The sequence below is a fragment of the Parabacteroides vesiculifaciens genome (assembly GCF_049860805.1).
Taxonomy (GTDB): Bacteria; Bacteroidota; Bacteroidia; order Bacteroidales; family Tannerellaceae; genus Parabacteroides.
This window is the reverse complement of the sequence record NZ_CP187555.1, coordinates 4515403-4538451: the sequence shown is the minus strand read 5'-3', so window position 1 is coordinate 4538451 and position 23049 is coordinate 4515403. Positions and strand designations below refer to the sequence as shown.

Here is a 23049-nt window from a genome sequence, read left to right as displayed (position 1 = left end):
TTTGGTTGCGAAATAGGTTGATTTCCGCCGCTTTGCAAAATCGGGATTTTATCATACAACTTTATGGCCGCATCATGCCGCCATAAAACGGTATCATGCGGACACAATTTTTTTCACCCTCTTTTATATGCCATTTTTGCCGCTAAAACAGAGGCACAAAATATGACGGAACTGACCAACAAACAGAAAAAAGACTGGGCCAAGATGCTCTACACCAAAGAGAATCTCACCCAGGCGGAAATCGCCGAACGTGTCGGAGTATCGCGACCCACCGTAAACGGTTGGATTAACAAGGAAAACTGGGAGCAGCTGAAGGCTTCCATTACCATGACACGCGAAGAACAACTTAAAAGCTTGTATCGGCAGATGGCTGCCCTGAACGATGCCATCGCACAAAAAGCCCAGGGAGAGCGTTTCCCAACCTCGCAGGAAGCAGATATTATCGCAAAACTGTCGGCTTCCATCCGGAACATGGAAACCGAGATCGGACTGGCGGATGTTATCTCCGTATTCTCCGGGCTTCTTAAATGGCTGCGCGTTTTCGATCCTGCCAGGGCGAAGGAGATCGCCCCTCTGCTCGATGCTTTCGTTAAATCAAAGCTATCTTGAGAGGTTATGGCAAAGAAAAGACTCAACTCGCGTGACAGGGTCGCTCTCGACGGCTGGAATGACCTGGTGGCATCCATCCGGGAAAATTCCGACATCAACCCGGCAGATTCCACTGCCGAGATTGAGGCCCGCAAAAAACGGCTGGAGGCGGATGACGAGGCCTGGTTTCGCTACTACTTTGCACAGTATTACACCTGCGAACCCGCCGCCTTCCACAAAAAGGCGACACGGCGCATGATGGCACATGACCGGTGGTACGAGGTAAGGGCATGGTCTCGCGAGCTGGCCAAGTCGGCACGGGCCATGATGGAAATCATCAAGCTGGCACTGACCCGCCGGGTGCGCAATGTGTTGCTCATCTCCAACTCGCAGGACAACGCCCAGCGTCTACTCCTGCCCTTCATGGCCAACATGGAGGAAAACCAACGTATCATACAGGACTACGGCACACAGAAAAGGCTGGGCACATGGGAAACAGGAGAATTTACCTGCCAGTCGGGGTGTTCTTTTCGCGCCATCGGGGCCGGGCAGTCGCCGCGTGGTACGCGTAACAAGAACTTCCGTCCGGACTGTATCCTGATCGATGATATAGACACCGACGAAGAATGCCGCAACCCGGAACGCATCAAGACCAAATGGAAGTGGCTGGAAGAAGCTCTGATACCGACCATGTCTGTCTCCGGCCATTACAGGGTACTGTTTAACGGGAACATCATCGCGGCGGACTGCTGCATCACACGTGCCATCGAAAAGGCGGAGGAACTGAAGGCGAAGGGTATCGGGCATGTGGATGTCATCAACATCCGTGACAGGAACGGCGTGTCCTCATGGCCAGAGAAGAACTCGGAAGAAGACATCGACCTGTTCCTCTCCTTGGTCAGCGCGTCCGCCGCGCAGAAAGAGTTTTTCAACAACCCGGTGGCCGACGGGGAGATATTCCGGGAGATCGCCTACGGGAAAGTGCCCGCCCTCTCCAAATTCAAGTTCCTCGTCATCTACGGCGACCCCGCACCGGGCGAGAACAAAAGCAAAAAGAGCTCCACAAAGACGATCTGTCTGTTGGGCAAGATAAACGGGCGATTATACGTCATTAAAACATTTCTCGACCGGGGATTGAACGCGGAGTTCATCCAGTGGTATGTACAACTGCTGGATTTTGTAGGCGGACGCTGCCCCGTGTACTGCTACATGGAGAACAACAAGCTGCAAGACCCCTTCTTCCAGCAGGTGTTCCAGCCGTTGGTCAGGAAGGTGCGCCGCGAGCAGGGCGTGGAGCTCTACATCAAAGGGGATGAAGAAAAGAAAACGGACAAGGCCACCCGTATCGAAGCCAACCTCGAACCGCTCAACCGGGAAGGGGACCTCGTTTTCAACGAGGCGGAAAAGGATAATCCCCACATGAAACGAATGGTCGAACAGTTCAAACTCTTCAACCTGTCTCTTACATATCCCGCCGACGGTCCCGACTCGGTCGAGGGAGGGAACCGTATTATCGACCGTAAGATGCGGGCAACGGAGAAACCCGCCATCGTCTCACGGAAATCCGTGCGGCATACAAACAAATACAGGATATAAACTTTATAAATACTTTTCTTATGAGCCAATTTATTACGCTTGAAGATTATGACGCGAGCATACATCGGGAAATTCTCGACTCGCTCGTAAGGCAGGACGAAACCGTCATCGAGATATGCGAGGACAGGGCTGTTGCACAAATAAGAAGCTACCTTTCCCGCCGGTACGACTGCGACCGCATATTCGCCGCCAAGGGCGAAAAACGGCACCAGCTGATCCTTATGATGGCGCTCGATGTCGCTATCTACCATATTTCCTCCATACATAACCCAAATGCTATTAAGGGCATCCGAAAGGACCGTTATGACGCGGCCAGGGAATGGATGAAGGCCGTGGCCGCCGAGGAAATATCCATCGACGGGGCTCCGTTGCTCCCGGAAGAAACAAGACGGAGGAACGCTAATTTCCTTTTTAAAAGCAATCCAAAACGTGTAAATCATTTGTAAGATGAAAAAGAAAGCCTACAAGACAAGGAAAGGCAAGATCTCCGTCAGCGGGAACCTGCCACGACCCGGACAGAAAGGACCGGCGACGATCGTTCTTACCCAGCCTAAACGTTTCGGTATCGATATCGCCGATTATATGCAGGCCATACGATGGGCTGAGAACGTGGATTATTCCAGAAGGTTCCGTCTTTATGACCTTTACAGTGACATATTGATGGACCCGCATCTTACGAGTGTCATCGAAAAGCGGAAGAATGCCGTCCTCTCTTCCGTGATCGAGTTCCGGCGAGACGGGAAGCCCGACGAGAGGGTGAACGAACAAATACGCTCACCCTGGTTCCGCCGGCTTGTCTCCGACATCATCGACGCCAAGGTCTGGGGATTCTCACTCATGCAGTTCTACCGTCGGGGAGAATGGATCGACTATGACCTTATACCACGCAAGCATGCCGATCCGGTACGCCGGCTGATCCTGCGCCACCAGACCGATACTACCGGTACATCCTGGGACGAATACCCGGATTTGCTTTTCGTTGGCAGTCCCGATGACCTCGGACTGCTGGCAAAAGCCGCCATCTGGGTAATATACAAGCGGAGCGACGTGGCCGACTGGGCGCAGTTCGCCGAAGTTTTCGGAGCGCCTATTCGTGAATATACCTATCCCACGGATGACGAAGAAGCGCGACAGAGGGCACTCGAAGACGCAGCTTCAACCGGTAGCATGGCAGTTTTTGTACATTCTTCCGACACATCGATGGAACTAAGGGAAGCGTCTAACAAAACCGGAAGCTCGGACCTGTATGACAGGCTGTGTGAAAGGTGCAACAACGAGATATCGAAACTATTCCTCGGTAATACGCTTACTACCGAGGCCTCCGACAAGGGTACACAGGCGCTCGGTACCGTACACGAAAAGATCGAAGACAAGGTGGCTCAGGCTGACCGGCACGATGTTCTCGAAGTGCTGAACTATAATATGACCGACATATTCCTTCGTATGGGGATCGATACATTCGCCGGGGAGTTCTGTTTCCCCGAGCAAAAGGTGATCGAACCGAAGACAAAAGTGGAAATCATCGCACAGCTTAAAAATACGTTTGGCCTCCCCGTTAGCGACGATTATCTGTACGAGGAGTTCGGGATTGAAAAGCCGGAGAACTATGAGGAACTGAAAAAACGGCAGGAAGAAATGAAACAGGTAGCCACGGCGGTAGCAAAGGCAAAAGAGGCTGAAACACCGGAGAAGAACGATGCTGAAAAAGCGAAAGAGACAAAAGAGGCCGGAGAACCTCCAAAAGAAGAATCCGGGAAAAAAGGCGGCAAGGTTTCGCTACGCGGATGGCTGCAAAGAACACTTAAAAGCTGGCGCCGGGATTTTTTCGGACGCGCCCCGCAGAAGGACGGGGCGGTTTTAGAATGGTGATAAATACGCTCTACCGGAATGCGGCCTCCGCTCCGGAAAAGGAGGTGGCCTCTTCCTTTACCTTTTCGGGGGATTTGATCCGGGATGCCCTGAAAAACATTTACAGTAAAAAGTTCCACCCGATGACCGACATCGAGGAGAACATGTTCGATGCCGTATGGAAAACATTGAACATGGCGACAGACAAAGGGTTCGGGGCGCGTCCGGCGGATGATCCTGATCAGGACTTTATCCGGGAGATAAAGCATAACAACGCCGTTTTTGCCGCGTTCAAGGTACACCGGGCGCAAAATGACATGGCGCGGCTTTTACTCGACAAAAACGGCAATTTGAAGCCATTTGAAAAGTGGGTGGAAGAAGTCATGCCCATTGCGGACCACCAAATGCTCGACTGGCTGCGCACCGAATATGACACGGCAGTCATCAGGGCGCACCGGGCTGCCGACTGGAGACAATTCGAGCGCGAGAAGGACGTGCTGCCGAATCTCGAATGGATACCTTCCACTTCCGTTCATCCCGGAGAGGACCACCGTGTCTTCTGGGGAACCATTCGCCCGATCGACGATCCGTTCTGGAATGAACACCGGCCCGGCGACCGGTGGAACTGTAAATGCGGACTACGCTCGACAGATAAACCGGTAACGGACGTATCATACAAAACTTCGGATCAGGATAAGGCCCACAATGGACTGGAGAATAATCCCGGAAAAGACGGAAAACTGTTTTCGGAAAAGCACCCTTATGTCACCGAAGCACATCCGGGGGCAAAGGATGCCGTAGATACCTTGATGAAACGTATCAATGAAATGATTGCAGAAATGCCTGATCGCTTAACCTTTGAGGAAAAGATGGCTATCGCCCAAAATAACCTGCAACTTGAAAAGGCTCTCGGTATTACCAAAGGCAAACCGATGACGTACGAAGAGGCAAACAAAGGCAAAGAGAATCCCCGGTTCAATGAAGCTGTAGGATATCGGGTAAATTGCCAGACCTGTACTGTAACACACATGCTCAGACGATGGGGATTTGATATCGAGGCAAAACCGAATATCGAACAAAGCGCATTTAATGAGATGGCCAAACAAGGTATCACATGGGAGGAACGATTTTTGAATCCGGACGGAACTAAACCGGATTACGACTATACTTTCAAATGGAAAGTCAAAAAAGGCTACCGGATAATGAATGCAAACCGGCTAAAGGAATATTTCGCGGAAAAGTTCAAGGAGGACGGAATCTATGAAATATATTGTGCATGGAAAGGTGGATCAGCACATGTGTTCTGCGCTGAAAGGATAGAAGGAAAAGTAAGGTTCTTTGATCCGCAAACGGGGAAAGACAATGCCGGTAGTTATATACCAAATATGAAGAGCGACCGTGTAGGAGTGATTAGAATCGACAATAAGCCCATAAATCCCAAAATCATGGGACTATTCGTTACCAAATAAACGAGAAGAAAGCGCAAGCCCTTCCTCTCCATCTATCAGGCGGCAGGCATGTCCGTCAAATAGAACAAAGGTAGGAAGACCGACAGGTAGCTCGAACCCATTCTCGTCAATACAACCGACGGAATAGATGCTTTCCTGTTCGGAGCTCTCTGACAGAACAATGGAATTAAAGCCATTCTTGTTCGCAAATACCGATACTTGCCGGGGAATATTCATAATGATTGAACTTTGACGCAAATGTAATAACTTTTTAAACATAAATGATATGGATACGAAAGAATTTCTTTTAATAATAAAAAGCAAACAAAAAGAGATCGACGAACTCCAAAAACGCAGGCTCCCCGTAATGGTCGGACGTATGGCGAAGGATCATTTCCAGGATAACTTCCGACGGGGCGGGTTCGTAAACCGGGGACTGCATCCCTGGCAGAAGTCACGAAGGCTTCTTATGGGCGGTACCGGAGCAGCAAACAATTATAGTACGCTGCTTTCCGGGCACAACCATCTTTTTGACTCCACCAAATACGTACCGTCGGATTATCGTGTCAAGGTATCCAACGATCTCATATATGCTCCGATCCATAACTGGGGTGGCACGATACCCGTCACAAATCGCATGAGGGGCCACGCTTGGAAAATGTTCTACCTGGCATCAGGCAAGGAAAGAAAAGCCGTTAAAGGGCCGATGAAACGCACGAAGAAGGCTAAAGCCGTTACTCCTGTAAACCCGAAGGCGGATTTCTGGAAACGGTTCGCCCTGACAAAGAAAAGCAAGATTCGGATGCCGCAGCGTCAGTTCCTGGGCGAAAGCGAGGAACTCACAGGGAAGATCCGGGACAAAATAGAAAACGAACTTAACAACATTCTTAATTTATAATCGCTATGGGAGATATTTTTATCGCGATCATGGAAAGGATCGCAGAGGCTATGCCAGGATTGTCGATGATCGACGAGGACTACGGACAACTGGAAGGGCGCGAGGATATGGACACCTACCCGGTCACTTTCCCTGCTGTCCTCATAGGATATACCGATTCCGATTGGAAAGACCTCGGAATGGGGGCACAGAAAAGCGAGTCGATGATCGTCGTACGTCTGGCCATCGATTGCTACGACGACACGCACTACACCTCCGGAACGTATGAAAAAGTTCGTGAACGTCAGGAAATGGCAACCGAGTTGTACCGTACGCTTCAGGAGTTCCGGTGTACCGGAAACTCCAGTCCGCTTCTGAGGGTTAAAAGCCGGGATTATGCTCTGCCGGGAAATATTAAGGTTTATGAAACGGCTTTCTCGTTCTCCGTACATGATGAGTCGGCCATGCAGGGCAAGGTAGCGAATGATTTCCTTCGTAGGATCAGTCATCCTTAAAAAGGGAGAGCTGAGTGGCAGTAAGACGGGGCTTCTTTACTTTCGGAACAGGCTTTACGGTAATATCTTTCAGCATGTCGCATTTCTGACGGATAATCGCCATGATACGTGCTTCCGAAATGTAAAACTCCTTCCGGGACAAAATTCGCAACGTATCGTCAAAACGAAGACGCTGAACTTCCGTCCAGTAATAATACCGGCGCAAAAGATCCTCGTCACGCAGCTCTATAAGTGTCTTGTCTCTTCCTTTTGCCATAGCCTGTTGTTATTTCACGGCAAATTTACTCTTTTGGGGACTCTTATAAAACAAAAGACGCCACCTGAATCACCGGGTAGCGTCTTTTTCTGTTCACATATTGAACAAAATCACATCGTAAGCAGTTCCGTATCGTCTTTGCCGGGGACAAAAGGCTCGATCCGGGTTACGACCCGGCTCTGGACCTTTACGCGGCCGCTGCCTTCGCAGACCGGACACTTTGAAGCTACCACGTTACCGTTACGGTCGGGAAAAAACACACGGCCCTTACCTTCGCACTTCTTACACGCCATCACATGCGGCGCAATGTCCTTCCTCACTTCCATACCTTACAAACGGCAAAAAGAAGGTTCGACACGGCGCCATACGCCATTGGCATCACGGCGGTGGAAATAATAGTTCACGGCAGTCTTGTAGACCACGTTACTCTCACGGAAAAGATTCATAATCTCCGTATACTCGGCATCAAAACGGTCCTCCAACTCGTACAGTTTGCTGACCGACTTATAATCCAGGTCACCCTGACGGTTACGTTCGATCATCGTCATGGCAAGCTGGTACATCGGATCGTCCGTACCCAGTTCGCGACTCATGGCGTAACGCTTCAGGTAATCCACCAGACGCTCAGCCGCCATATCGGCGCGTTCGTCGAAACTCTTCACCTTGTTGCTTTTCACTTCCACTTTCATGTCACCGTCCACGATCGTAAAACTCGACTGATCCTCACGACGAAGGCGGCCGTAATCGCGCATCGTCTCACGGAACGCGCCTGCTTCCTTCTCGATCCAATCCCGGAAAGCCTTGACATCTTCCACGACCGGTAATAACTTGTTTTTTACATCCTGCATAAACTCTGCGCGAAGGCTCTCGTAGGCATCACGGCGGGCCTCACGCTCTTCTTTGTCCTGCTGCTGTAATTCACGCAACAACTGGCGGCGCTCATCGGCGCTCATGCTTTTTAATAATTCCTGTTTGTCCATACTTCTATAATTATTTTAAGTGCTTTATAAATTGAGCACATGTTAAACATTTCATTTTACAAGGAGAAGAAATCTCCCCATACTCGCAATCACCATTTACATAATACTGGCAGCATTGTTTGTATGCCTCGATTGCTTTCTCTGTCAACTCTTTTTCTGCAACCTGTACCGCTTGGTGGGCCACCGTCGAGTTTATCATCTTATTGTGGGCGTTATAGTCTTTCTCCATTTCTTTGACTAATGCCCTGGCTCTATGGGATTTCATACTTTTGATTATTCTCTTTCGTTTGACATTTTACGTCCTTTATTTAATGTCATCATATCTTAATCCTCTATTATTTTATTATCCTTCAATAACCGATTCATACTTCTGTCTCTTTCCGCTTTAGAAGGATAATTATCTCCATATCTTCTCCAACTGTCCGGATTAGCATCGCTTTTAAATTTTATATGCGGCTGGGGATAATCGCTCCGGCGCAATATATAATAGCCGGCTTCGCATAATTTTTTCTGATCTTTTGCATTCATGGCTTTTTGATCTGTTTTTTGTTGTTTTTAAGTTGATTACTTTGCCGATCTTTCAGTCTTGAATATTCGTTCCTTAGATAGTCAATCGAACGCTCCAAATGGGCGATCTCCTCATTCCATTCCTGAAGCAGGCGGCGTTGTGCCTCCATGTCCTTGGTCGGTCGGGTAAGCAGCATATCGCAAAGGAAATCCCGTTCGCCGCTGAGATAGTCCAACCTCCGGCGGAGTTTTACGCCTTGTTCCTTGATCTCGTCCAGCTTGTCCTGAAGGGGGATATATCGTGCCATCGTTATTCCTCTCCTTCTTTTTTCCGGCGGATCGCACGGAGCTTTTTTAAAAGCTGAGATAATTCTTCGTCGTCCAAATGGCGGAAACACTTTCCCGCGATCCGACGATCCCGGCAGAAGGCATCCACTTTCTTCCAATCGGCCGTATCGACTCCCAACAGTTGCATTTGATGAAGCACATCGGAACGTCTTTTCTTCAGTTGTTTCATCGCTTCCTGTTCTGTGCTGGGGGGGATCAACTTTTCCATCGCACTGACGGCATCGTTATATTCCGACAGTGACATTTCACGGAGACTGTGTGTCCTGCCGCCTGTGAACTGATAGACGATCTCCTCCTTCAGGGCATCTTTATCACTGCCGGGAAGAAGCCTCAAAAGGCCGTAGAACGATGAGTAACTCTCCGGCTTTGCGATTCCACGTTTGGGGATCATTTGTATTATCTTCATCTCTATTTCCTCCTATATTTTAAAATATCCTATCCCTATCCGTCACGGACCGGGATAGGTTTGCTACTTTTGTAGCGACAATCGAATATTCATCTAACTAAACTCAATTTCATTATGATTAATGATCGCGATTTTGAACGTCTCATGATTCAACAGTATCTCCTGTACAAAAAGCTGACTGAAATTCAGGACAGACAGAAAGGACGGATATGTAGCCATTCCGATGCAATTCTTATCAAACAATTCAACAAAGAATGCGACGAAATCAGAAAAAACATGAGACAATTTGACATCAAGTTGTGATATATTCACCATAATAACCCTCAGGTGGATATACATACTTTTTCCGACAGAGTAGAATACCGAACAAACGGTATTCTACCGTGGAACCGGTTACATAATTATTTTCGTTTGTCTCAACCGTAAGTGTTATCGTTATCATTTTGACTCCTTTCTTTAATTAGTTTTTAGTATGGTAGCGGCCTTTGACGTAGTTCTTCCGTCTGAATACCAAAATACCGAAAACATAGATCTCTGTGACTCGTAGAGGAGCCGGATCCAGGTCGCAATATACCTGGCAGGTTATTATCGACCGTTTCATATTTCGAACCCTCTATGATCCATCACCTCGACCGACACGACGTTATTCTTATTCGTATTGATCGCTACTTTATATTTTTTATCATCACCCTTACCCGTATAAAGGAACGCCCAGCCTTCTTCCACCTCGACCACTCCTTGGTGATCGATAGGGAGTCCCATACCGTTTATGATCTGCACCCGGACCGTAAGTCCTTCAAAACGTTTAAATATGTTTGCCATCGTCTTTTACTTTTGATTGTGATATTTGATAGTAATCCACTGAAAAACCGGATATCGGGGTCAAGGTGATATCAGCTTTGTATTCCAGGCTGATTGTCGGATTCTGAATCTCTAACTGGTTCTTGACGTATCCTATGTAATCCGCTTTGATTTTCTCCAAAAGTTTATCGCCTTTGCTATCAAGTAATACACCGAATTTAAATGTCATTACCGACGGACGATAATATTTCGGGGCCTTGGCTTTTACCGTTACGAGCCCCATGTACAATTTACTTTTCATATCAATCGTTTGATTGGTTCATAATACTTTCAATTCGCTGCCGGATACCGGCCTTTACTCTCTTCATGGGGGTTACATGATCCGCCGGATAAGGCGATGGAATGATAAACCCTGTAATATATTCCTCATTACCCTGGTAGTTGTAACCGATGCTCTTTCCGGGTTCGTCATCGTCTATCTCAATCGCATCGTGAAGGTTGTAGATCGTCTCAATCTCCTGAATGTATTCCGGCTTTACCTTATGGAACATCTGGTTCTCCCATGTCGTAAGACTACCGTCTGCATGACGGACAAAGAACATATCGGAACCGAACTGGCCGATCTCTTTCCGGATCTGGACCACCCGGCAAACCTGATGCTCTACCGGGGTATTAAACATCTTTACCCAGCAAGGGATCACGAACTCCCCGTAATGGTAGTCGTCAGCATCCAGGAGAATATCTCCTTTATCGGTTACTGCCTGACGCAAGATGTCAAGATCTTTTTCGCTTAGTTTTTTTCTTATTTCTTCCATGATCTGAAACTCATTATTGTTATTCTAATTTTTGGACAAATCAAAACTGATAATTTTGACACCTGCTTCCGCTAAAGAAGTAGCTAAAATCATACCGACTTTCGGACTATCACGGATAACTCCGGTCAACCCTCCAATTATATGCCGGGGAGTTCCATTTATGAACATGCAGCAATCCTGTTCGATATCTCCCGAAGCTGTCTTTTCACTGATTGCTCCTATCATGAAAATGTCTATACCGTTTTCCTCCGAGTATTTCTTTGCAATCTGTTGTAATTCAAACAATGCTGCTTTCTTCTCTTCTGTTTTCATTTTCTTTCTTTTTTAATTAATAATCTTGTATACTGTATGTTATCATTATTTTTATCGCTCAGATGGTTTCCATTCCACGTTCACGATCGCAGTCAGCTCACCGCTGCCACCGCATACGTTACAGGTCGCTTTTTCCCGGTCGTGCCCCCTCTCATCCATCCCCCAATGCCAACCGTTACCGGCACAACAGGGACACTTGTGACCGGTACTTACGAACGATTCCTTATCGGTTCTGCCACCCAGGTATTTAGGGGGACATATCGTCAATATTTTTCCTATTTCGCTCATATACTAATGCTTGTCAAATTATTTTATCAAACCAGCTTCTGAGGCTCCCAGTTCCCAGATCGTGTACTGTCCGGTATCACCACGGTAACGACCTTTGCTGTATGCCACGTAGCCTTCCACCCAGATCTTCAGATCGGCATCATACATCACGCTTGTGGCGGCATCACCTTTCGGATTCTTTCCACGGGCATGGCTGATAAAGATGAAAAGCTTGTCGGAAAACTCCTCCTTCAGCCGGATATAATCCTTGTAGGTCATCTGTGTGTACTGGATGCTGTCGATCACCACGATATTGAAACTTTTATGCCGACGGAGCCGTTCCTTCAGAGCCGGGATATCTTCTTTTATGAACGACAACCGGCGGCTTACCTCTGCCATACCAAAACGTTTCAGGTTGTTCTGTACCGTCAGACAGGTTCCTTCTTCCAGAGAGTTGAACGCTACACGGTCGTACCGGCAAAGTTCCTTGCAAAGCTGCATCACGAATGATGTCTTGCCGTTGCCACTGTTACCCCAGATGAACCATACACCCTGACGCTCCGGTGTATCGAAAGCATCACGCCATTTTCCCTCAAAGGGGAAAGTCTCATATTTCTTGTCCAGGATATCCCGGACGCTTATCGCTCGTTTCATACCGGTCAAAAAAGTCTTAACTGACGGATATCGTTTATTCTTACCAATACAGCATGACGGGCGGCACCGGTAACCTCTTCACGGGTCAACATCCAGCCAAGTACCCAAAGCAGCGCATTATTCCGCGAAGCGAACTCGCCCCATTTACGCCCGGGATTAAAAGAATGTCCCGATATGCCGCTTTTGAACCGTATGCCGGCTACCCACCGACCGTCCTGCCTGCCGATCAAGGCATCCATGATATAAGGACCTTCACGGTAAATAGGGACCACCTCGTAATCCGAAAGGGTCTGGTAATCCCTCCAGTCCCCGGGTAACTCTTTCCGGCAGTCTATCCTTAAATGTTCGAACTTGTTTTCCATATCCTTTAAATAGTGTTCAAACAGCGTTTGAACGGTTCTCTATTCCTCCGATGCGTTTTACCTTGTGGATCGACTTCTTTACGCGGCGAAGGTCAAAGTCTACGGCTGCCGCTTCCTTGATCACCGTGTCGATATCCTTTTTTGCCGTCACGCCGTTTGCCGTACAGATCACGTACACGTCATTCGCGTCCGCCGGTTCCAAGCAGTAAAATTTCCGACCGATACGACTGTAAAATTCCTTATAACCGGGTTTACGGAACCTCAGACCGTTTGTGATACGTTTGGTGATATAGTCCGTTGAAAGGAACACTATACCGCATTTTTCCTCTAACTTGTTGTACAGGCTGATGAAGTAGTGGAATACCGGTTCGGTCAGTTTGTCGGCCTCGTCGAAGATCAAAAGCGGGGCATCCATCTGGATGATATCGTCCAGGATCAGGCTCCATGTTTCGCGGATGTTGTAACCTTCGCTACGGATGCCGACCGTACGGGCGATCTCGCGCACGAAGTCGCCTTTCTTCATGTCCTCGGAGCAAAGGATATAGAACACCTCTTTCTTTTCCTGGCGGTACATGTTCGCCGTCGTGCTTTTTCCGGATCCGGCCTCGCCGACCACCCAGGTGACGTTGCGCCACGTCTGGGCGTCTTTCAATACCTCCGTGATCTCCTGGTAGGCTCCGGTCTCGACGATCTGCCATCCGGACGTACCTATACCTCCAATCTGTGAGGCCACATTGCGGAACATTTCGTCGCTGATATTCTCGAAACGGCCGTTCAGGATGTTGCTCACCGTTCCGGCACTGATCCCCTTCAGGCTGCCGACCGCTTTCGTCTGGCTCGGGTATTTCGAAACGTACGCCTTCAGGCCCTCCCGGATCGATTCTTTTTCTTTCAATGTTACTTCCATGATTCTTTTCTTATTTAAACTTTTATCTATTAATATTTTATAGTTTGCCGACCACTTTTCTTGTTGTCACCTCCTTACGTCCGATCTGATCCCAGGTTACGTTACTCAGCTCTTTTGTATCCCGACCAAGCGAAACACGTATCGTGCGGTTCTTTGGATGGCTGTATTTTCCGGTACGGCGGTCGATCTGTTCCTGGGCTTCTTTTGTGAGACCTTTCAGGTTCGGGCTGACGAGACCGTGCTGTTCGGGAGCCACACCGTACTCGTATTCGATCTCTTTGGCTGCAACCTGGCGTTCGATGCGCTCGTTTACGATGGCTTCCTGCTGGCGGCGGATAAACAGCTTTTCCTCTTCTGTCTGCTCCTGCTGAGCACGATGGATGCGGATCGGCGGTTTTGCCACACGTTCGAAGCGCATCGCACCGCCCTTGTCTTTCCAAAGCAGGCGGACGCTCGTCATATCGTACGGGTCATACTGCACATAGAACTTCTTGTAAGTATTCTTTCGGCGCCATTCCAGATCCGGCTCACCGGGGGCGGAGAATACCTCATAGGCGTATTTCCGTTTCCGGATGGTGATCTCGATACCGCTGGCCGTAAACGTCGAAGGTTCTTCAGTCACATACCAGAACATATCGACCATGTCACGAACACTGACCGGATCCGTCTCTTCGTTTACGCTGCTTTCGTACATCTCGATCCGTGGCTTGCCGGAAGCCGGGTGTTCCATCTCGTTCCATTCTTCACGGGCGGCAGCGTATATCTCATGTAGTTCCTCCAGTGTCGGAAGTGAAGCGATGTTCGCATCAATGAACTCCAGGTTCGGGCGGCTCGTTTCCTTTTTGGCCGTCACATTCTGCCCGGTGAAGCCTAACCGTTTATAAAGAACCTGCGCCTGGAACCGGTAGAAGATATTTTCGATTGTCTTCGACGCGCCGTTGTAAGGAGCCGTAGGGCGGTGGATCCGGCTGATCTTCGAGAAAAAGCCCCGGGCCGTATTTTTCTTGTGTCCTCCCTGGTTGTCGCATACCAACTCGTAAGGCTTGTGTCCGCTGCGCTGGATCGCCATACGGAAAGCGTGGTACTGGGCGATATAGTCCTCATGGTCACTGATATAATAGCCCAGCAGGACCTCGCTGTAAGCGTCCACCACCTCGTACACGCTTGTCGTGCATTTGTTCCCTTTCTCGTCACGGTAATACAGGTTCAGCTTCGTACCGTCACCGTACCATAGGGTGTCCCGGCGCTCGGGAAGGAGCGTGTGATGCTTGCGGTCGTAAAGCTGGTGCGTTTTCATCTCACCGAATACGGCATCGTGCCACAGGGGTTTGATACGCGGAGATTCGAACCAGCCTTTCAGACCGCGTTCGCTTTTGAGCGGTTTCCAGCCTTTTGCCGGAGCGGTACGGTTATACTCTTCGAATATCTGACTTACCGTGTATTTCGGCATCTGGCTGCGTCTGAGAGAGATCAGGTAACGTCCGGGTTCTTCCTCGATCTTCAGCGTGTTGCGGTTACCGTACTTGCCGCTGATAAGGACCTCATAACGGTCCGGCTTATATTTTGAGATCAGTTCCTTCAAACGGCCGACACTGCCGGGAAGCGTATGATTATACTCCGTACGCAGGTCCTCGCTTTCCTGCCGGATGATTTCCCAAAAGTCTCCGGACATGCCGAGCGCGTTACGGCGGGGACGGAGGCGGTTAATGTCACCGATCAGCGTGTTCAGCACTGAGGCATTCCAGATATATTCCGCCTTCGTCTCCTCCGGAAGCGATACATCTTCACCGTTCTTGTCGTAACGGTAATCTTCGAAAAAGGTTTCCGCTTTCTCGTCCTTGCGGACTTTGCTTCTCAATATCTCGCGTTTCATGATTTCTTCAGGCTCGCCGTATTTGGCGACATAGCGTTGTTGGTACTTGACGGGAAGGGAGGAATAAGCGTACAAGGCGCGGTTGCCTTCGCCACCGCCACGATTAATACGCTGAATGTTACCGCGGGTAACATTCAATCGTAGAGTAACTGGTTTTATAACTGGATCATTTCCTGCTGTCAGTTCCTCATAGGTTACGCATAATATCTTCTTGAAATAGTCCATCTTCCCTCCATTTTTAATCATCTAAACCATCTAAGGGTACTCGTTTTAACAGGCGGGCTGAGTTGGCAAAATTCGCCACAATAGCGAACATTAACCCTACGCTTTCTGTTATGGCGAACAAAAGGATGAAGCTCAGCAAGAAATAAGCCACATACAAGCGTTGCTCCTTATTCAAGCCTTTCAGCCATCGGAGCTCCGGTTCAAACAGTTTCTGACATTCATTTTTCATTGCTTGTTTCCTCCTTATCCGTTCCACCGACTTTGATGCCGCCAAGTTCGAGAGCCAGCTTCCGGATCGAACGGGCCAGACGGGTGTTCTTCCGAAATGCCAAAGAGTGGCTCACCATTTCACGGCTACAATTTTTCAGCTGGGCAATCCGGCTGACATTTCCACGTGCTACGATTATCCTTTCTTCCATGCTTCTATTTTAATTCGTTTATTATCAGTTCTTCTTCAAACCAGACTTCCAGTAGGGACCGCAAGAAAGCCATGCCGTATTCGTTTTCGGTCACAGCCAGAAAAGATGTGCTGTCTACCTGGTAGGTGAAAATGTTTTCATCCGAGACATCCCGAAGAAAATCACCGATCTTACTCCATTCTCTTAAATCTACTGTCACCTTGATTGCTTTCATACATCTATACTGTTTGAATATTAGAATAATTCCACCTGTTGTTTTGAAATAGTATCATAGAAGTAGCCATTCGAATAAAACGCCACCTGTAAGCTGTCACGATCCGCGATATATATTTCGGTGCCATAAAGATTATGACCGTAACGTATCTCTAATGTGCAGTCGCTGACACGTTCTTTTCCAATCACCACGCCGCGCTTGCCTTCTACCAGTCGCTCTGCTAAATACACAGCTTGACGGCTCTCGATGTCCATTTCTTGCCAACTATTACGAGTTCCGGCCTTACGATTTACTTTCATATACTCAAATTTTTTAGTTCTCATTGTTACCTCAGGCCTTTTTCGTAGCTTTGAGGCGTGTTCACATTGTGAATACGCTGCAAATATAAATCATTTTGGTTTACATTCAAACAAAATATAAATCTTTTTAGGCTATATGGAGAAAATTTCAATTTTGAAAAGCAGGTGGTTTAAAAATGAGATAGACAATCTACAGACAAAGGGTATGTCTAAAGCTGATATTTCCAGAGATTTAGATATACTCCCCCAGTATTTAAACTCATTAATGAATGGAAGTAGAAATCTAACAGACCAATTCCTTGATAAATTTATCGAAGCTTACAATATAAACCAATTTGATTTATTATCTAATTCTGATATAAAAGCAATCACATATACACCTAATAGCCCGGAAGGTTCTTCTGTACAAATATTGATAGAAAGTATGACAAATTTAATCTCTCAGAAAGATTCTGTGATTCAAGAACAAGCAAAAGAAATAGGGAAGTTAGAACAAACGATTACGCAACTTAGAAGGGAATTGGGGGATACTGTATCGGCTGCGAACGGTTCCACTATTGCCAGTGTAGGTTAAAACGTGTTTGGTGGACTACCTGCTCTAAAAACGGCAAATAGCTAACAGACAGAAAAATAACTTAAAATATAGGGGAGTGAATAAATATCTGAAAAATACAACTTCCCCTATTCAATAATATCAAAAACGATAAAAATGACCGTTCAAAAGACATCATACACATATCAATCATATAAAAAATCGATATATTTTGTAACACCAAATGTAACACCAAACTGACACGTTTCGTTTTTGCACCCCGTTTTTTGTAACACCAAATGTAACACCAAGTGTAACACCTTTCTCATTTTTCGACTCTTCAACCTGTTCAAATGATTCAAACAAGTCCTCCGCATCCACGAAGAAACCAGTAGATACAAAAAAAGCCGCAGAAAGCGGCTTAAACGTTCGATTTAAAGCGGTTTATCCCTTGTTGGTACTTCGTATCAGGTGAGACTGAATTATCAGCGCTCGTTTCGTTATTTTACTACTGCCATCGCTCAAACCGGAATGCAGCAACCGGCTTTTAGTGATACCGACCTCTTCCTCTGTCAGGGTATCAAATATGGCCGAAATACTACCGAAGTAATAATTTTTCTTTGAGTAAAGCAAATGTACATGGATCACTTTCGTCATATCTATTTCGTATTATTTCATTTGCAAATATACCAAATAATAACTATATGGAATATTTCAATAAAATAAAAATGGTAAACCGACCGAAACAAAACCGATCGAAACTGCCGCGTCCGAAGGGCTTTCCTTAACAAGCCTTGCTTTGCTCGATCAATCTGAGTATATTTGTATGTGGAAGCCGATCAGACTTAAATCCTCTATAAAAATCGTCTGAAACAGTCGGAATCTGACGCGATCCGAACCTCAATGTAAGGTTTTCCATTTGAACGGCGTTCAAACGCGCCTCGAATGTAAGGCAGATGTAAAGTAAATGTCGCGTTTCGTTTTTGTTGCCGGCTCTCTTCTATTCTGACATAACGTGCTTATTCACAAAGCAATCAGGTATTTTTTGTTCAATCCAGTTTTTACACGTTTCGTTTTTCCCCCCTTACAGATAATTCCGGCCGGACGCCGGGTATTTGGAATTATCCCGCCAAGTATTCCGGTTTACCCGCCGGGTTTCGGAATTTTCCCGGCGGGTAATCGCCTGTCGACAACCGTCAGCAGGCTTGTTGACAACTGTCGGCAAACCTGCCGACAATTGTGAGCAGGCTTGCCGACAATTGTCGACAGGCAACCGTCAGCAGAAGAATTTCGGAAAGAATGCCAGTAAAGGGAAATAATCCTTTAAGGCGATGCGTAAGACTTTCAAAGCTTTGGTGATATGAAACTCCACTGTTTTAGTAGAAACTCCCAGGGCTTCCGCGATCTCTTTGTGGCTTTGGTTGTTGTAACGGCTGCGGACAAAGATATCGCGCGTCTGTTCAGGCAATGTTTCCAACGCCTTGTCGACAAGCGCCTGTAACTCGTCGGAAAACAGTTTTTCGGGATTGCAGGCTTCCAGGGTGGCGATACGCAAGTTCAGTTCCCACGTGTCACAGTCCCTCAGATATTCCACTATTTCCTCTCGCGTACGCAAGCGTTGCAGGTAATTCAGACACTTATGTTTAATGACTGTCAGGATATAAGCGGGGACATTCGAGCCGGGAGCAAGTTTTCCTCTATTTTCCCAATAATACATCAGGCTTTCGATCGCAATATCTTCCGCAATCATACTGTCGCCGACATACGTATTGGCAAAATGGACAAAACGACTTTTATAGTCAGTAAACAACTGATTAAAAGAATATATCTCAGATCCGCCTTTCATACATATAAAATCAAATCGCCGATAAAGATATACATAAATCCGACTTGTCCGCCTTTCCAGTGGGATTTTCCGGCATTTATCCGTTAAATAGAAACAAAGACAAACATAAATCATATTTTTTCTCTAAGTTTGCATTTAAATACGAAAATCCGATGAAGAAAGTAAACATAACAACCGCAGTTCTATTGATTTACCTGATCGTTATGAGCATAATCGGCTGGCCGGGAAAGCAGGCCGATCCTGATTATGTACAGTACTTCGGTGTGATTGCAGCGACAGTACTTGTTATCGGCCTGCTACGTTTCCTGCAGATCAAACGGTTGAAGATTCGGGACAAGATGAAAAACGGGAAAAAGAAGTAACGAAGTTTAATTGCAAATATAAAATTCTAATTCATGAAAGACCTTGTGATCGGACTGTCCCTGTTAGGGATGGTCAGTGCGTGCAGCCCTGCACCTCAGGTAAAAGACAATGTCGAGGAAGACTATTGCCAGTATGTTAATCCCTTTATCGGAAATGCGGACAACGGACATACGTTCCCGGGAGCTTGTGCACCGTTCGGCCTGATACAGGCAAGCCCCGAATCCGGAGTCGGCTCCTGGAGATACTGTTCGGGATATAATTACGATGATAACTTTATCGAAGGTTTCGCCCAGACGCATTTGAACGGAACGGGTTGCCCGGACTTGGGCGACATCCTGTTGTTCCCGTTCAGCGGCGATATCAAAGACAATACTTATAAAAGCGAATACGACAAATCCACCCAGAAGGCATCGCCGGGTTATTATGCGGTCACCTTGTCCGACTATGGTGTCGATGCTGAGATTACGGCTACCGCCCACACAGCCCTTCATCGCTATAAATTCAACAACGAAGGACCGGCACGCCTGCTGGTCGACCTGCAACGCGGCATGGTCGGCAGTAAGGAAGCACTGAAGACGCATGTCTTAGAAGCCGGACTCGAAATGCCGGACAACCAGACGATCACCGGACATAACCAGACGCACGCCTGGGTGACGCGCCATTACTTTTATGTAATCAAATTCGACCATCCTTATACGGTCAGAGAAGAACTTCCGGCAGAGAAAGGGGAAAAGGCGAAACGTCTCATCCTCGAATTCGACACGAAACCGGGTGAAGCCGTACAGGTGAAAGTCGCCATGTCGAGCGTAAGTGTCGACGGTGCTCTCGCTTCCCTGCAAAAAGAAAATCCGGCATGGGATTTCGATGCGGTCCACCAGTCCACACGCGACCAGTGGCAGGCACTCCTTTCCCGCGCGCAAGTCACAGGTACGACGGATGAAAAGACGAGTTTCTACACCTCCATGTATCACCTGATGATGCAACCGAACAATATTGCCGACACCGACGGACGGTATCGCGGCATCGACGACAATATTCATACGTCTCCGACAGGCGAATACTATTCTACATTCTCCCTTTGGGATACTTATCGTGCCGCTCATCCGCTATACACGATCCTGAATGCAGATAAGGTAGACGCCATGATCCGGACGATGCTGGACCACCAGAAGATACAAGGTTTCCTGCCGATCTGGGCTTTGTGGGGAAAAGAGAACTTCTGCATGATCGGCAATCATGCCATTCCGGTGATCGTGGATGCTTACCTGAAAGGATTCAAAGGGTTCGATGCGGAAGAGGCTTACCAGGCAGTCAAGGCGAGCGCCACCGTCAGCCATTTCAATTCCGACTGGGAAACATTCGAGAAATATGGTTACTTCCCGTTCGACATCATCGACACCGAATCGGTTTCCAAGACTTTGGAATGTGCTTACGACGACTATTGTGTGGCACAGATGGCAAAAGCATTGGGCAAGACAGATGATTACGAACATTTCTCCAAACGTGCCGCATTCTATAAGAATCTCTTCGACCCGGAACTCAAGCTGATGAGAGGGAAAGACTCCAAAGGCAACTGGCGCACACCGTTCAATTCCTTCCTGCTTTCGCACGCCAGCTCTTCGGGTGGCGATTTCACGGAAGGAAATTCCTGGCAATACACCTGGCACGTACAGCACGATGTCCAGGGTTTGATCGACCTGATGGGCGGCAACGAGGCGTTCGTGACCAAGCTGGACTCTCTGTTCTTCTTAGAAAGCACAGCCGAAAATTCGGGTTTCGTTTCCGACGTAACCGGACTGATCGGACAATATGCACACGGCAACGAACCCAGCCATCACGTAGCTTACCTTTACAGCTATGCCGGCCACCCGGAAAAGACGCAGCAGGTGATCCGCGAAATCTTCGACCGCTTCTACCTGGCCAAGCCTGACGGTCTGTGCGGTAACGACGATTGCGGCCAAATGTCCGCCTGGTATATCTTCTCGGCTATGGGCTTCTATCCGGTCAACCCGATCAGCGGGGAATATGTGTTAGGCGCTCCTCAGATAGAAAAGATTTCTCTGTCTCTCCCCGAAGGCAAAACATTCACTGTCGAAACCAAAGGTTTGTCCAAAGCCAACAAATACGTCCAATCAGTGGAACTGAACGGCAAGCCGGTTACCGGTCTTACAATCAGCCATAAGGATGTCATGAAAGGCGGAAACCTGGTGTTCACGATGACAGACCAACCGGGAAGGCCTACCGGGGGACAACGGTTGTAACCTCCTTAAAGGCATATCTTCTCTGTTCCCCATCATGCAATTGGAGGATCAGATGGCCGGTCGGTTCGATTGCGTGGATACAGGCTTCGAACCGGCCGTTTTCATCGGTATAGGAATAATAGCCGTCCCCATGATATAAGGCAGCCATATAAGCAGCACGGATTTCTTCCTCTTTCTCCTGTAATAATAGGAAATAGTAGTTAAAGAAGATGCGCAGAAAACGGGCCAGGACTTCTTCCCGGTCATACATTTTGCCCGTAATCTGAGTCAGGGAGACCGGATTAGGGGCATCGCTGCGAAAGATCGTCTGGTTGATATTAAGTCCGATTCCGATTACCGAACAATAGAGGTGCTGTCCGGACAGATCGTTTTCGATCAGCATTCCGCATATCTTACGGTCTTTCCAGTAGATATCGTTCGGCCATTTCACCGTAACGGAATCCGTATAAGCCTCCAACGTTTCCTTCACACTCAGGGACGCAATCTGGGAGATCAGGAACTGGCGGTTCGCAGGGAGAAAATCGGGATATAAAAGCAAGCTGAATGTCAGATTTTTCCCTGCTTCCGACTCCCACGAGTTTCCGACCTGCCCTTTTCCGGCTGTCTGAAAATCGGCTATGACGAGGCTACCTTCCGGCAACCGGACTTTTGCACATTGTTCCCGCAGGTAGTTATTGGTCGAGTTCGTCTCGGCAAGCCGGATGATCTGCGGCGTTTCGTTTTCCTTATTCATTTTCGTAGGCTTCTCTTATTTTCTTCGGCAACTTGGCGATCACTTCGCGATAAGAATGATGAATCCAGTGCTTGATCTCGTTGTCCGGCATATCCCGGCCGAGATAGATGGTGTTCCAGTATTTCTTATTAAAATGATAAGCGCCTTCCACGGCCGTATATCGTTCGCGCAGCTCCTCGATATAATCGGTACTGCATTTCAGCGAAACACACGGCTCCACAGCATCTAAAGGCAGGAGCAGGAACATCTTCCCCTCCACTTTGAACACCAGCGAAACATCATCGAAAGGGAAACATTCCGTCACATTCTTCAGCGACAGGCAATATTCCCGGGCTTCTTCTACATTCATACTGCTCTATATTGGTTTATTAGCGGCAAGGAGCATAGAAAGCATCTTCTATATGATCTATTTCAAGCCCCTCTCCTTTTTTTATTACAGTTATAATATCGAAACGGACCGGCAGTTCGAGATTGAAAAAGCGGACATACGCATCGGCAGCCGCCACAATACGACGGATTTTAGGAGTATCGACCGCCTCTTCAGGCGCTAAAAGGTAATCTTCCGAACGTGTTTTCACCTCTACGACTACCAACCAGGTATCCTTGACTGCTACGATATCCAGCTCATAATGATGCCAGTGCCAGTTTGTATGAGTAATCCTGTAACCCTGCTTTTCCAGAAAAGCACGTGCAACCGACTCACCGTCTTTTCCCGTTTCGTTCCATTTAGCCATTCCATGTAATTTGCACAAATATAATGTTTTTCTTTTTTATTTGCGCTTTCCCCCTTACATTTG

General features: G+C 47.7%; 37 protein-coding genes. 10 read left to right on the top strand and 27 right to left on the bottom strand.

The features are described from left to right. The first annotated feature begins 162 nt into the window (after positions 1–162). Genes ACPYIV_RS18060 through ACPYIV_RS18040 form a run of 5 tightly spaced genes read left to right on the top strand, consistent with a single transcriptional unit; the run spans position 163 to position 5501 of the window. Positions 163–609: a helix-turn-helix domain-containing protein gene (locus ACPYIV_RS18060; RefSeq protein ID WP_425884420.1), complete on the top strand. Its 447-nt coding sequence runs from the start codon at positions 163–165 to the stop codon at positions 607–609. A 6-nt stretch (positions 610–615) separates the two neighbouring features. Further along, positions 616–2184 (top strand): hypothetical protein, encoded by a 1569-nt coding sequence (locus tag ACPYIV_RS18055; RefSeq protein WP_425884418.1) that lies wholly within the window; start codon positions 616–618, stop codon positions 2182–2184. Between the two features lie 20 nt (positions 2185–2204). Then, on the top strand, positions 2205–2630 hold the full coding sequence (locus tag ACPYIV_RS18050; protein ID WP_425884416.1) for a phage protein Gp36 family protein: 426 nt from the start codon (positions 2205–2207) through the stop codon (positions 2628–2630). A gap of 1 nt (position 2631) precedes the next feature. Continuing rightward, positions 2632–4053 carry a phage portal protein family protein gene (locus ACPYIV_RS18045; protein WP_425884414.1) on the top strand — a complete coding sequence of 474 codons (1422 nt, stop codon included), beginning with the start codon at positions 2632–2634 and terminating at the stop codon, positions 4051–4053. After that, positions 4047–5501 carry a toxin glutamine deamidase domain-containing protein gene (locus ACPYIV_RS18040; RefSeq protein ID WP_425884412.1) on the top strand — a complete coding sequence of 485 codons (1455 nt, stop codon included), beginning with the start codon at positions 4047–4049 and terminating at the stop codon, positions 5499–5501. Before ACPYIV_RS18045 ends, ACPYIV_RS18040 begins: the two co-directional genes overlap by 7 nt. Here ACPYIV_RS18040 and ACPYIV_RS18035 read toward each other — a convergent pair. Beyond that, positions 5484–5738, bottom strand: coding sequence for a hypothetical protein (locus tag ACPYIV_RS18035; protein WP_425884410.1), 255 nt, complete (start codon positions 5736–5738; stop codon positions 5484–5486). The genes ACPYIV_RS18040 and ACPYIV_RS18035 overlap by 18 nt on opposite strands. 28 nt (positions 5739–5766) lie before the next feature. Here ACPYIV_RS18035 and ACPYIV_RS18030 point away from each other — a divergent pair, with 28 nt between their 5' ends. Together ACPYIV_RS18030 and ACPYIV_RS18025 are read left to right on the top strand one after the other, a co-directional pair. Then, complete coding sequence (locus ACPYIV_RS18030) at positions 5767–6378, top strand: hypothetical protein (protein WP_425884408.1); 612 nt, start codon at positions 5767–5769, stop codon at positions 6376–6378. Positions 6379–6383: 5 nt separating this feature from the next. Beyond that, complete coding sequence (locus tag ACPYIV_RS18025) at positions 6384–6872, top strand: hypothetical protein (protein WP_425884406.1); 489 nt, start codon at positions 6384–6386, stop codon at positions 6870–6872. Here ACPYIV_RS18025 and ACPYIV_RS18020 read toward each other — a convergent pair. The 21 genes from ACPYIV_RS18020 to ACPYIV_RS17920 all read right to left on the bottom strand — a co-directional run bounded on the left by ACPYIV_RS18020 (position 6859) and on the right by ACPYIV_RS17920 (position 16517). Continuing rightward, complete coding sequence (locus ACPYIV_RS18020; protein WP_425884404.1) at positions 6859–7128, bottom strand: transposase; 270 nt, start codon at positions 7126–7128, stop codon at positions 6859–6861. The genes ACPYIV_RS18025 and ACPYIV_RS18020 overlap by 14 nt on opposite strands. A gap of 110 nt (positions 7129–7238) precedes the next feature. Continuing rightward, on the bottom strand, positions 7239–7454 hold the full coding sequence (locus ACPYIV_RS18015) for a molecular chaperone DnaJ (RefSeq protein WP_425884402.1): 216 nt from the start codon (positions 7452–7454) through the stop codon (positions 7239–7241). 3 nt (positions 7455–7457) lie between these two features. Further along, on the bottom strand, positions 7458–8108 hold the full coding sequence (locus ACPYIV_RS18010; RefSeq protein WP_425884400.1) for a DUF3164 family protein: 651 nt from the start codon (positions 8106–8108) through the stop codon (positions 7458–7460). A 10-nt stretch (positions 8109–8118) separates the two neighbouring features. Then, the gene (locus tag ACPYIV_RS18005; protein WP_425884398.1) at positions 8119–8373 is read right to left on the bottom strand and encodes a hypothetical protein; all 255 of its coding nucleotides are present in this window, start codon (positions 8371–8373) and stop codon (positions 8119–8121) included. Positions 8374–8432: 59 nt separating this feature from the next. Beyond that, positions 8433–8636 (bottom strand): hypothetical protein, encoded by a 204-nt coding sequence (locus ACPYIV_RS18000; RefSeq protein ID WP_425884396.1) that lies wholly within the window; start codon positions 8634–8636, stop codon positions 8433–8435. Next, positions 8633–8923, bottom strand: a complete 291-nt coding sequence (locus ACPYIV_RS17995) for a hypothetical protein (protein ID WP_425884394.1) — start codon at positions 8921–8923, stop codon at positions 8633–8635. The genes ACPYIV_RS18000 and ACPYIV_RS17995 overlap by 4 nt, the downstream gene beginning before the upstream one ends. Before the next feature lie 2 nt (positions 8924–8925). Then, a complete protein-coding gene (locus ACPYIV_RS17990; protein WP_425884392.1) occupies positions 8926–9369 on the bottom strand; it encodes a hypothetical protein in 444 nt (147 codons plus the stop codon). Positions 9370–9829: 460 nt separating this feature from the next. Further along, positions 9830–9970 (bottom strand): hypothetical protein, encoded by a 141-nt coding sequence (locus tag ACPYIV_RS17985; RefSeq protein WP_425884390.1) that lies wholly within the window; start codon positions 9968–9970, stop codon positions 9830–9832. After that, positions 9967–10191 carry a hypothetical protein gene (locus ACPYIV_RS17980; protein ID WP_425884388.1) on the bottom strand — a complete coding sequence of 75 codons (225 nt, stop codon included), beginning with the start codon at positions 10189–10191 and terminating at the stop codon, positions 9967–9969. Before ACPYIV_RS17980 ends, ACPYIV_RS17985 begins: the two co-directional genes overlap by 4 nt. Further along, positions 10175–10471, bottom strand: coding sequence for a hypothetical protein (locus ACPYIV_RS17975; protein WP_425884386.1), 297 nt, complete (start codon positions 10469–10471; stop codon positions 10175–10177). Before ACPYIV_RS17975 ends, ACPYIV_RS17980 begins: the two co-directional genes overlap by 17 nt. A gap of 1 nt (position 10472) precedes the next feature. After that, positions 10473–10985 carry a hypothetical protein gene (locus ACPYIV_RS17970; protein WP_425884384.1) on the bottom strand — a complete coding sequence of 171 codons (513 nt, stop codon included), beginning with the start codon at positions 10983–10985 and terminating at the stop codon, positions 10473–10475. Between the two features lie 24 nt (positions 10986–11009). Next, entirely contained in the window at positions 11010–11297 is a 288-nt protein-coding gene (locus ACPYIV_RS17965; RefSeq protein ID WP_425884382.1) for a hypothetical protein, read from the bottom strand. A 51-nt stretch (positions 11298–11348) separates the two neighbouring features. Continuing rightward, complete coding sequence (locus ACPYIV_RS17960; RefSeq protein ID WP_425884380.1) at positions 11349–11585, bottom strand: hypothetical protein; 237 nt, start codon at positions 11583–11585, stop codon at positions 11349–11351. 18 nt (positions 11586–11603) lie between these two features. Continuing rightward, a complete protein-coding gene (locus tag ACPYIV_RS17955; protein WP_425884378.1) occupies positions 11604–12218 on the bottom strand; it encodes a hypothetical protein in 615 nt (204 codons plus the stop codon). Between the two features lie 5 nt (positions 12219–12223). Continuing rightward, a complete protein-coding gene (locus ACPYIV_RS17950) occupies positions 12224–12580 on the bottom strand; it encodes a hypothetical protein (protein ID WP_425884376.1) in 357 nt (118 codons plus the stop codon). A 16-nt stretch (positions 12581–12596) separates the two neighbouring features. Then, entirely contained in the window at positions 12597–13487 is an 891-nt protein-coding gene (locus ACPYIV_RS17945) for an AAA family ATPase (protein ID WP_425884374.1), read from the bottom strand. Positions 13488–13524: 37 nt separating this feature from the next. After that, positions 13525–15585 carry a kinase gene (locus ACPYIV_RS17940; RefSeq protein WP_425884372.1) on the bottom strand — a complete coding sequence of 687 codons (2061 nt, stop codon included), beginning with the start codon at positions 15583–15585 and terminating at the stop codon, positions 13525–13527. Positions 15586–15598: 13 nt separating this feature from the next. Continuing rightward, positions 15599–15814, bottom strand: a complete 216-nt coding sequence (locus ACPYIV_RS17935; RefSeq protein ID WP_425884370.1) for a hypothetical protein — start codon at positions 15812–15814, stop codon at positions 15599–15601. Then, complete coding sequence (locus ACPYIV_RS17930; protein WP_425884368.1) at positions 15804–16004, bottom strand: ArsR family transcriptional regulator; 201 nt, start codon at positions 16002–16004, stop codon at positions 15804–15806. The genes ACPYIV_RS17935 and ACPYIV_RS17930 overlap by 11 nt, the downstream gene beginning before the upstream one ends. 4 nt (positions 16005–16008) lie before the next feature. Further along, on the bottom strand, positions 16009–16218 hold the full coding sequence (locus ACPYIV_RS17925) for a hypothetical protein (protein WP_425884366.1): 210 nt from the start codon (positions 16216–16218) through the stop codon (positions 16009–16011). A 20-nt stretch (positions 16219–16238) separates the two neighbouring features. Beyond that, positions 16239–16517 carry a hypothetical protein gene (locus tag ACPYIV_RS17920; protein ID WP_425884364.1) on the bottom strand — a complete coding sequence of 93 codons (279 nt, stop codon included), beginning with the start codon at positions 16515–16517 and terminating at the stop codon, positions 16239–16241. A gap of 136 nt (positions 16518–16653) precedes the next feature. Here ACPYIV_RS17920 and ACPYIV_RS17915 point away from each other — a divergent pair, with 136 nt between their 5' ends. Next, a complete protein-coding gene (locus tag ACPYIV_RS17915; RefSeq protein WP_425884362.1) occupies positions 16654–17091 on the top strand; it encodes a helix-turn-helix domain-containing protein in 438 nt (145 codons plus the stop codon). A 402-nt stretch (positions 17092–17493) separates the two neighbouring features. Here ACPYIV_RS17915 and ACPYIV_RS17910 read toward each other — a convergent pair whose 3' ends face one another. After that, positions 17494–17706, bottom strand: coding sequence for a hypothetical protein (locus ACPYIV_RS17910; protein WP_425884360.1), 213 nt, complete (start codon positions 17704–17706; stop codon positions 17494–17496). A 619-nt stretch (positions 17707–18325) separates the two neighbouring features. Continuing rightward, positions 18326–18895: an RNA polymerase sigma-70 factor gene (locus ACPYIV_RS17905; RefSeq protein ID WP_293731853.1), complete on the bottom strand. Its 570-nt coding sequence runs from the start codon at positions 18893–18895 to the stop codon at positions 18326–18328. A 152-nt stretch (positions 18896–19047) separates the two neighbouring features. On the opposite strand from ACPYIV_RS17905, the gene ACPYIV_RS17900 reads away from it, so the two are divergent. Together ACPYIV_RS17900 and ACPYIV_RS17895 are read left to right on the top strand one after the other, a co-directional pair. Continuing rightward, entirely contained in the window at positions 19048–19257 is a 210-nt protein-coding gene (locus ACPYIV_RS17900) for a hypothetical protein (protein ID WP_425884358.1), read from the top strand. A gap of 33 nt (positions 19258–19290) precedes the next feature. Beyond that, on the top strand, positions 19291–21519 hold the full coding sequence (locus ACPYIV_RS17895) for a GH92 family glycosyl hydrolase (RefSeq protein WP_425884356.1): 2229 nt from the start codon (positions 19291–19293) through the stop codon (positions 21517–21519). On the opposite strand, the gene ACPYIV_RS17890 is transcribed toward ACPYIV_RS17895, so the two are convergent. Genes ACPYIV_RS17890 through ACPYIV_RS17880 form a run of 3 tightly spaced genes read right to left on the bottom strand, consistent with a single transcriptional unit; the run spans position 21497 to position 22986 of the window. After that, positions 21497–22252 (bottom strand): biotin--[acetyl-CoA-carboxylase] ligase, encoded by a 756-nt coding sequence (locus ACPYIV_RS17890; protein ID WP_293739396.1) that lies wholly within the window; start codon positions 22250–22252, stop codon positions 21497–21499. The genes ACPYIV_RS17895 and ACPYIV_RS17890 overlap by 23 nt on opposite strands. Continuing rightward, a complete protein-coding gene (locus tag ACPYIV_RS17885) occupies positions 22245–22601 on the bottom strand; it encodes an MmcQ/YjbR family DNA-binding protein (RefSeq protein WP_293731857.1) in 357 nt (118 codons plus the stop codon). Before ACPYIV_RS17885 ends, ACPYIV_RS17890 begins: the two co-directional genes overlap by 8 nt. A gap of 19 nt (positions 22602–22620) precedes the next feature. Further along, entirely contained in the window at positions 22621–22986 is a 366-nt protein-coding gene (locus tag ACPYIV_RS17880; RefSeq protein WP_425884354.1) for a YraN family protein, read from the bottom strand. Between the last annotated feature and the right edge of the window lie 63 nt (positions 22987–23049).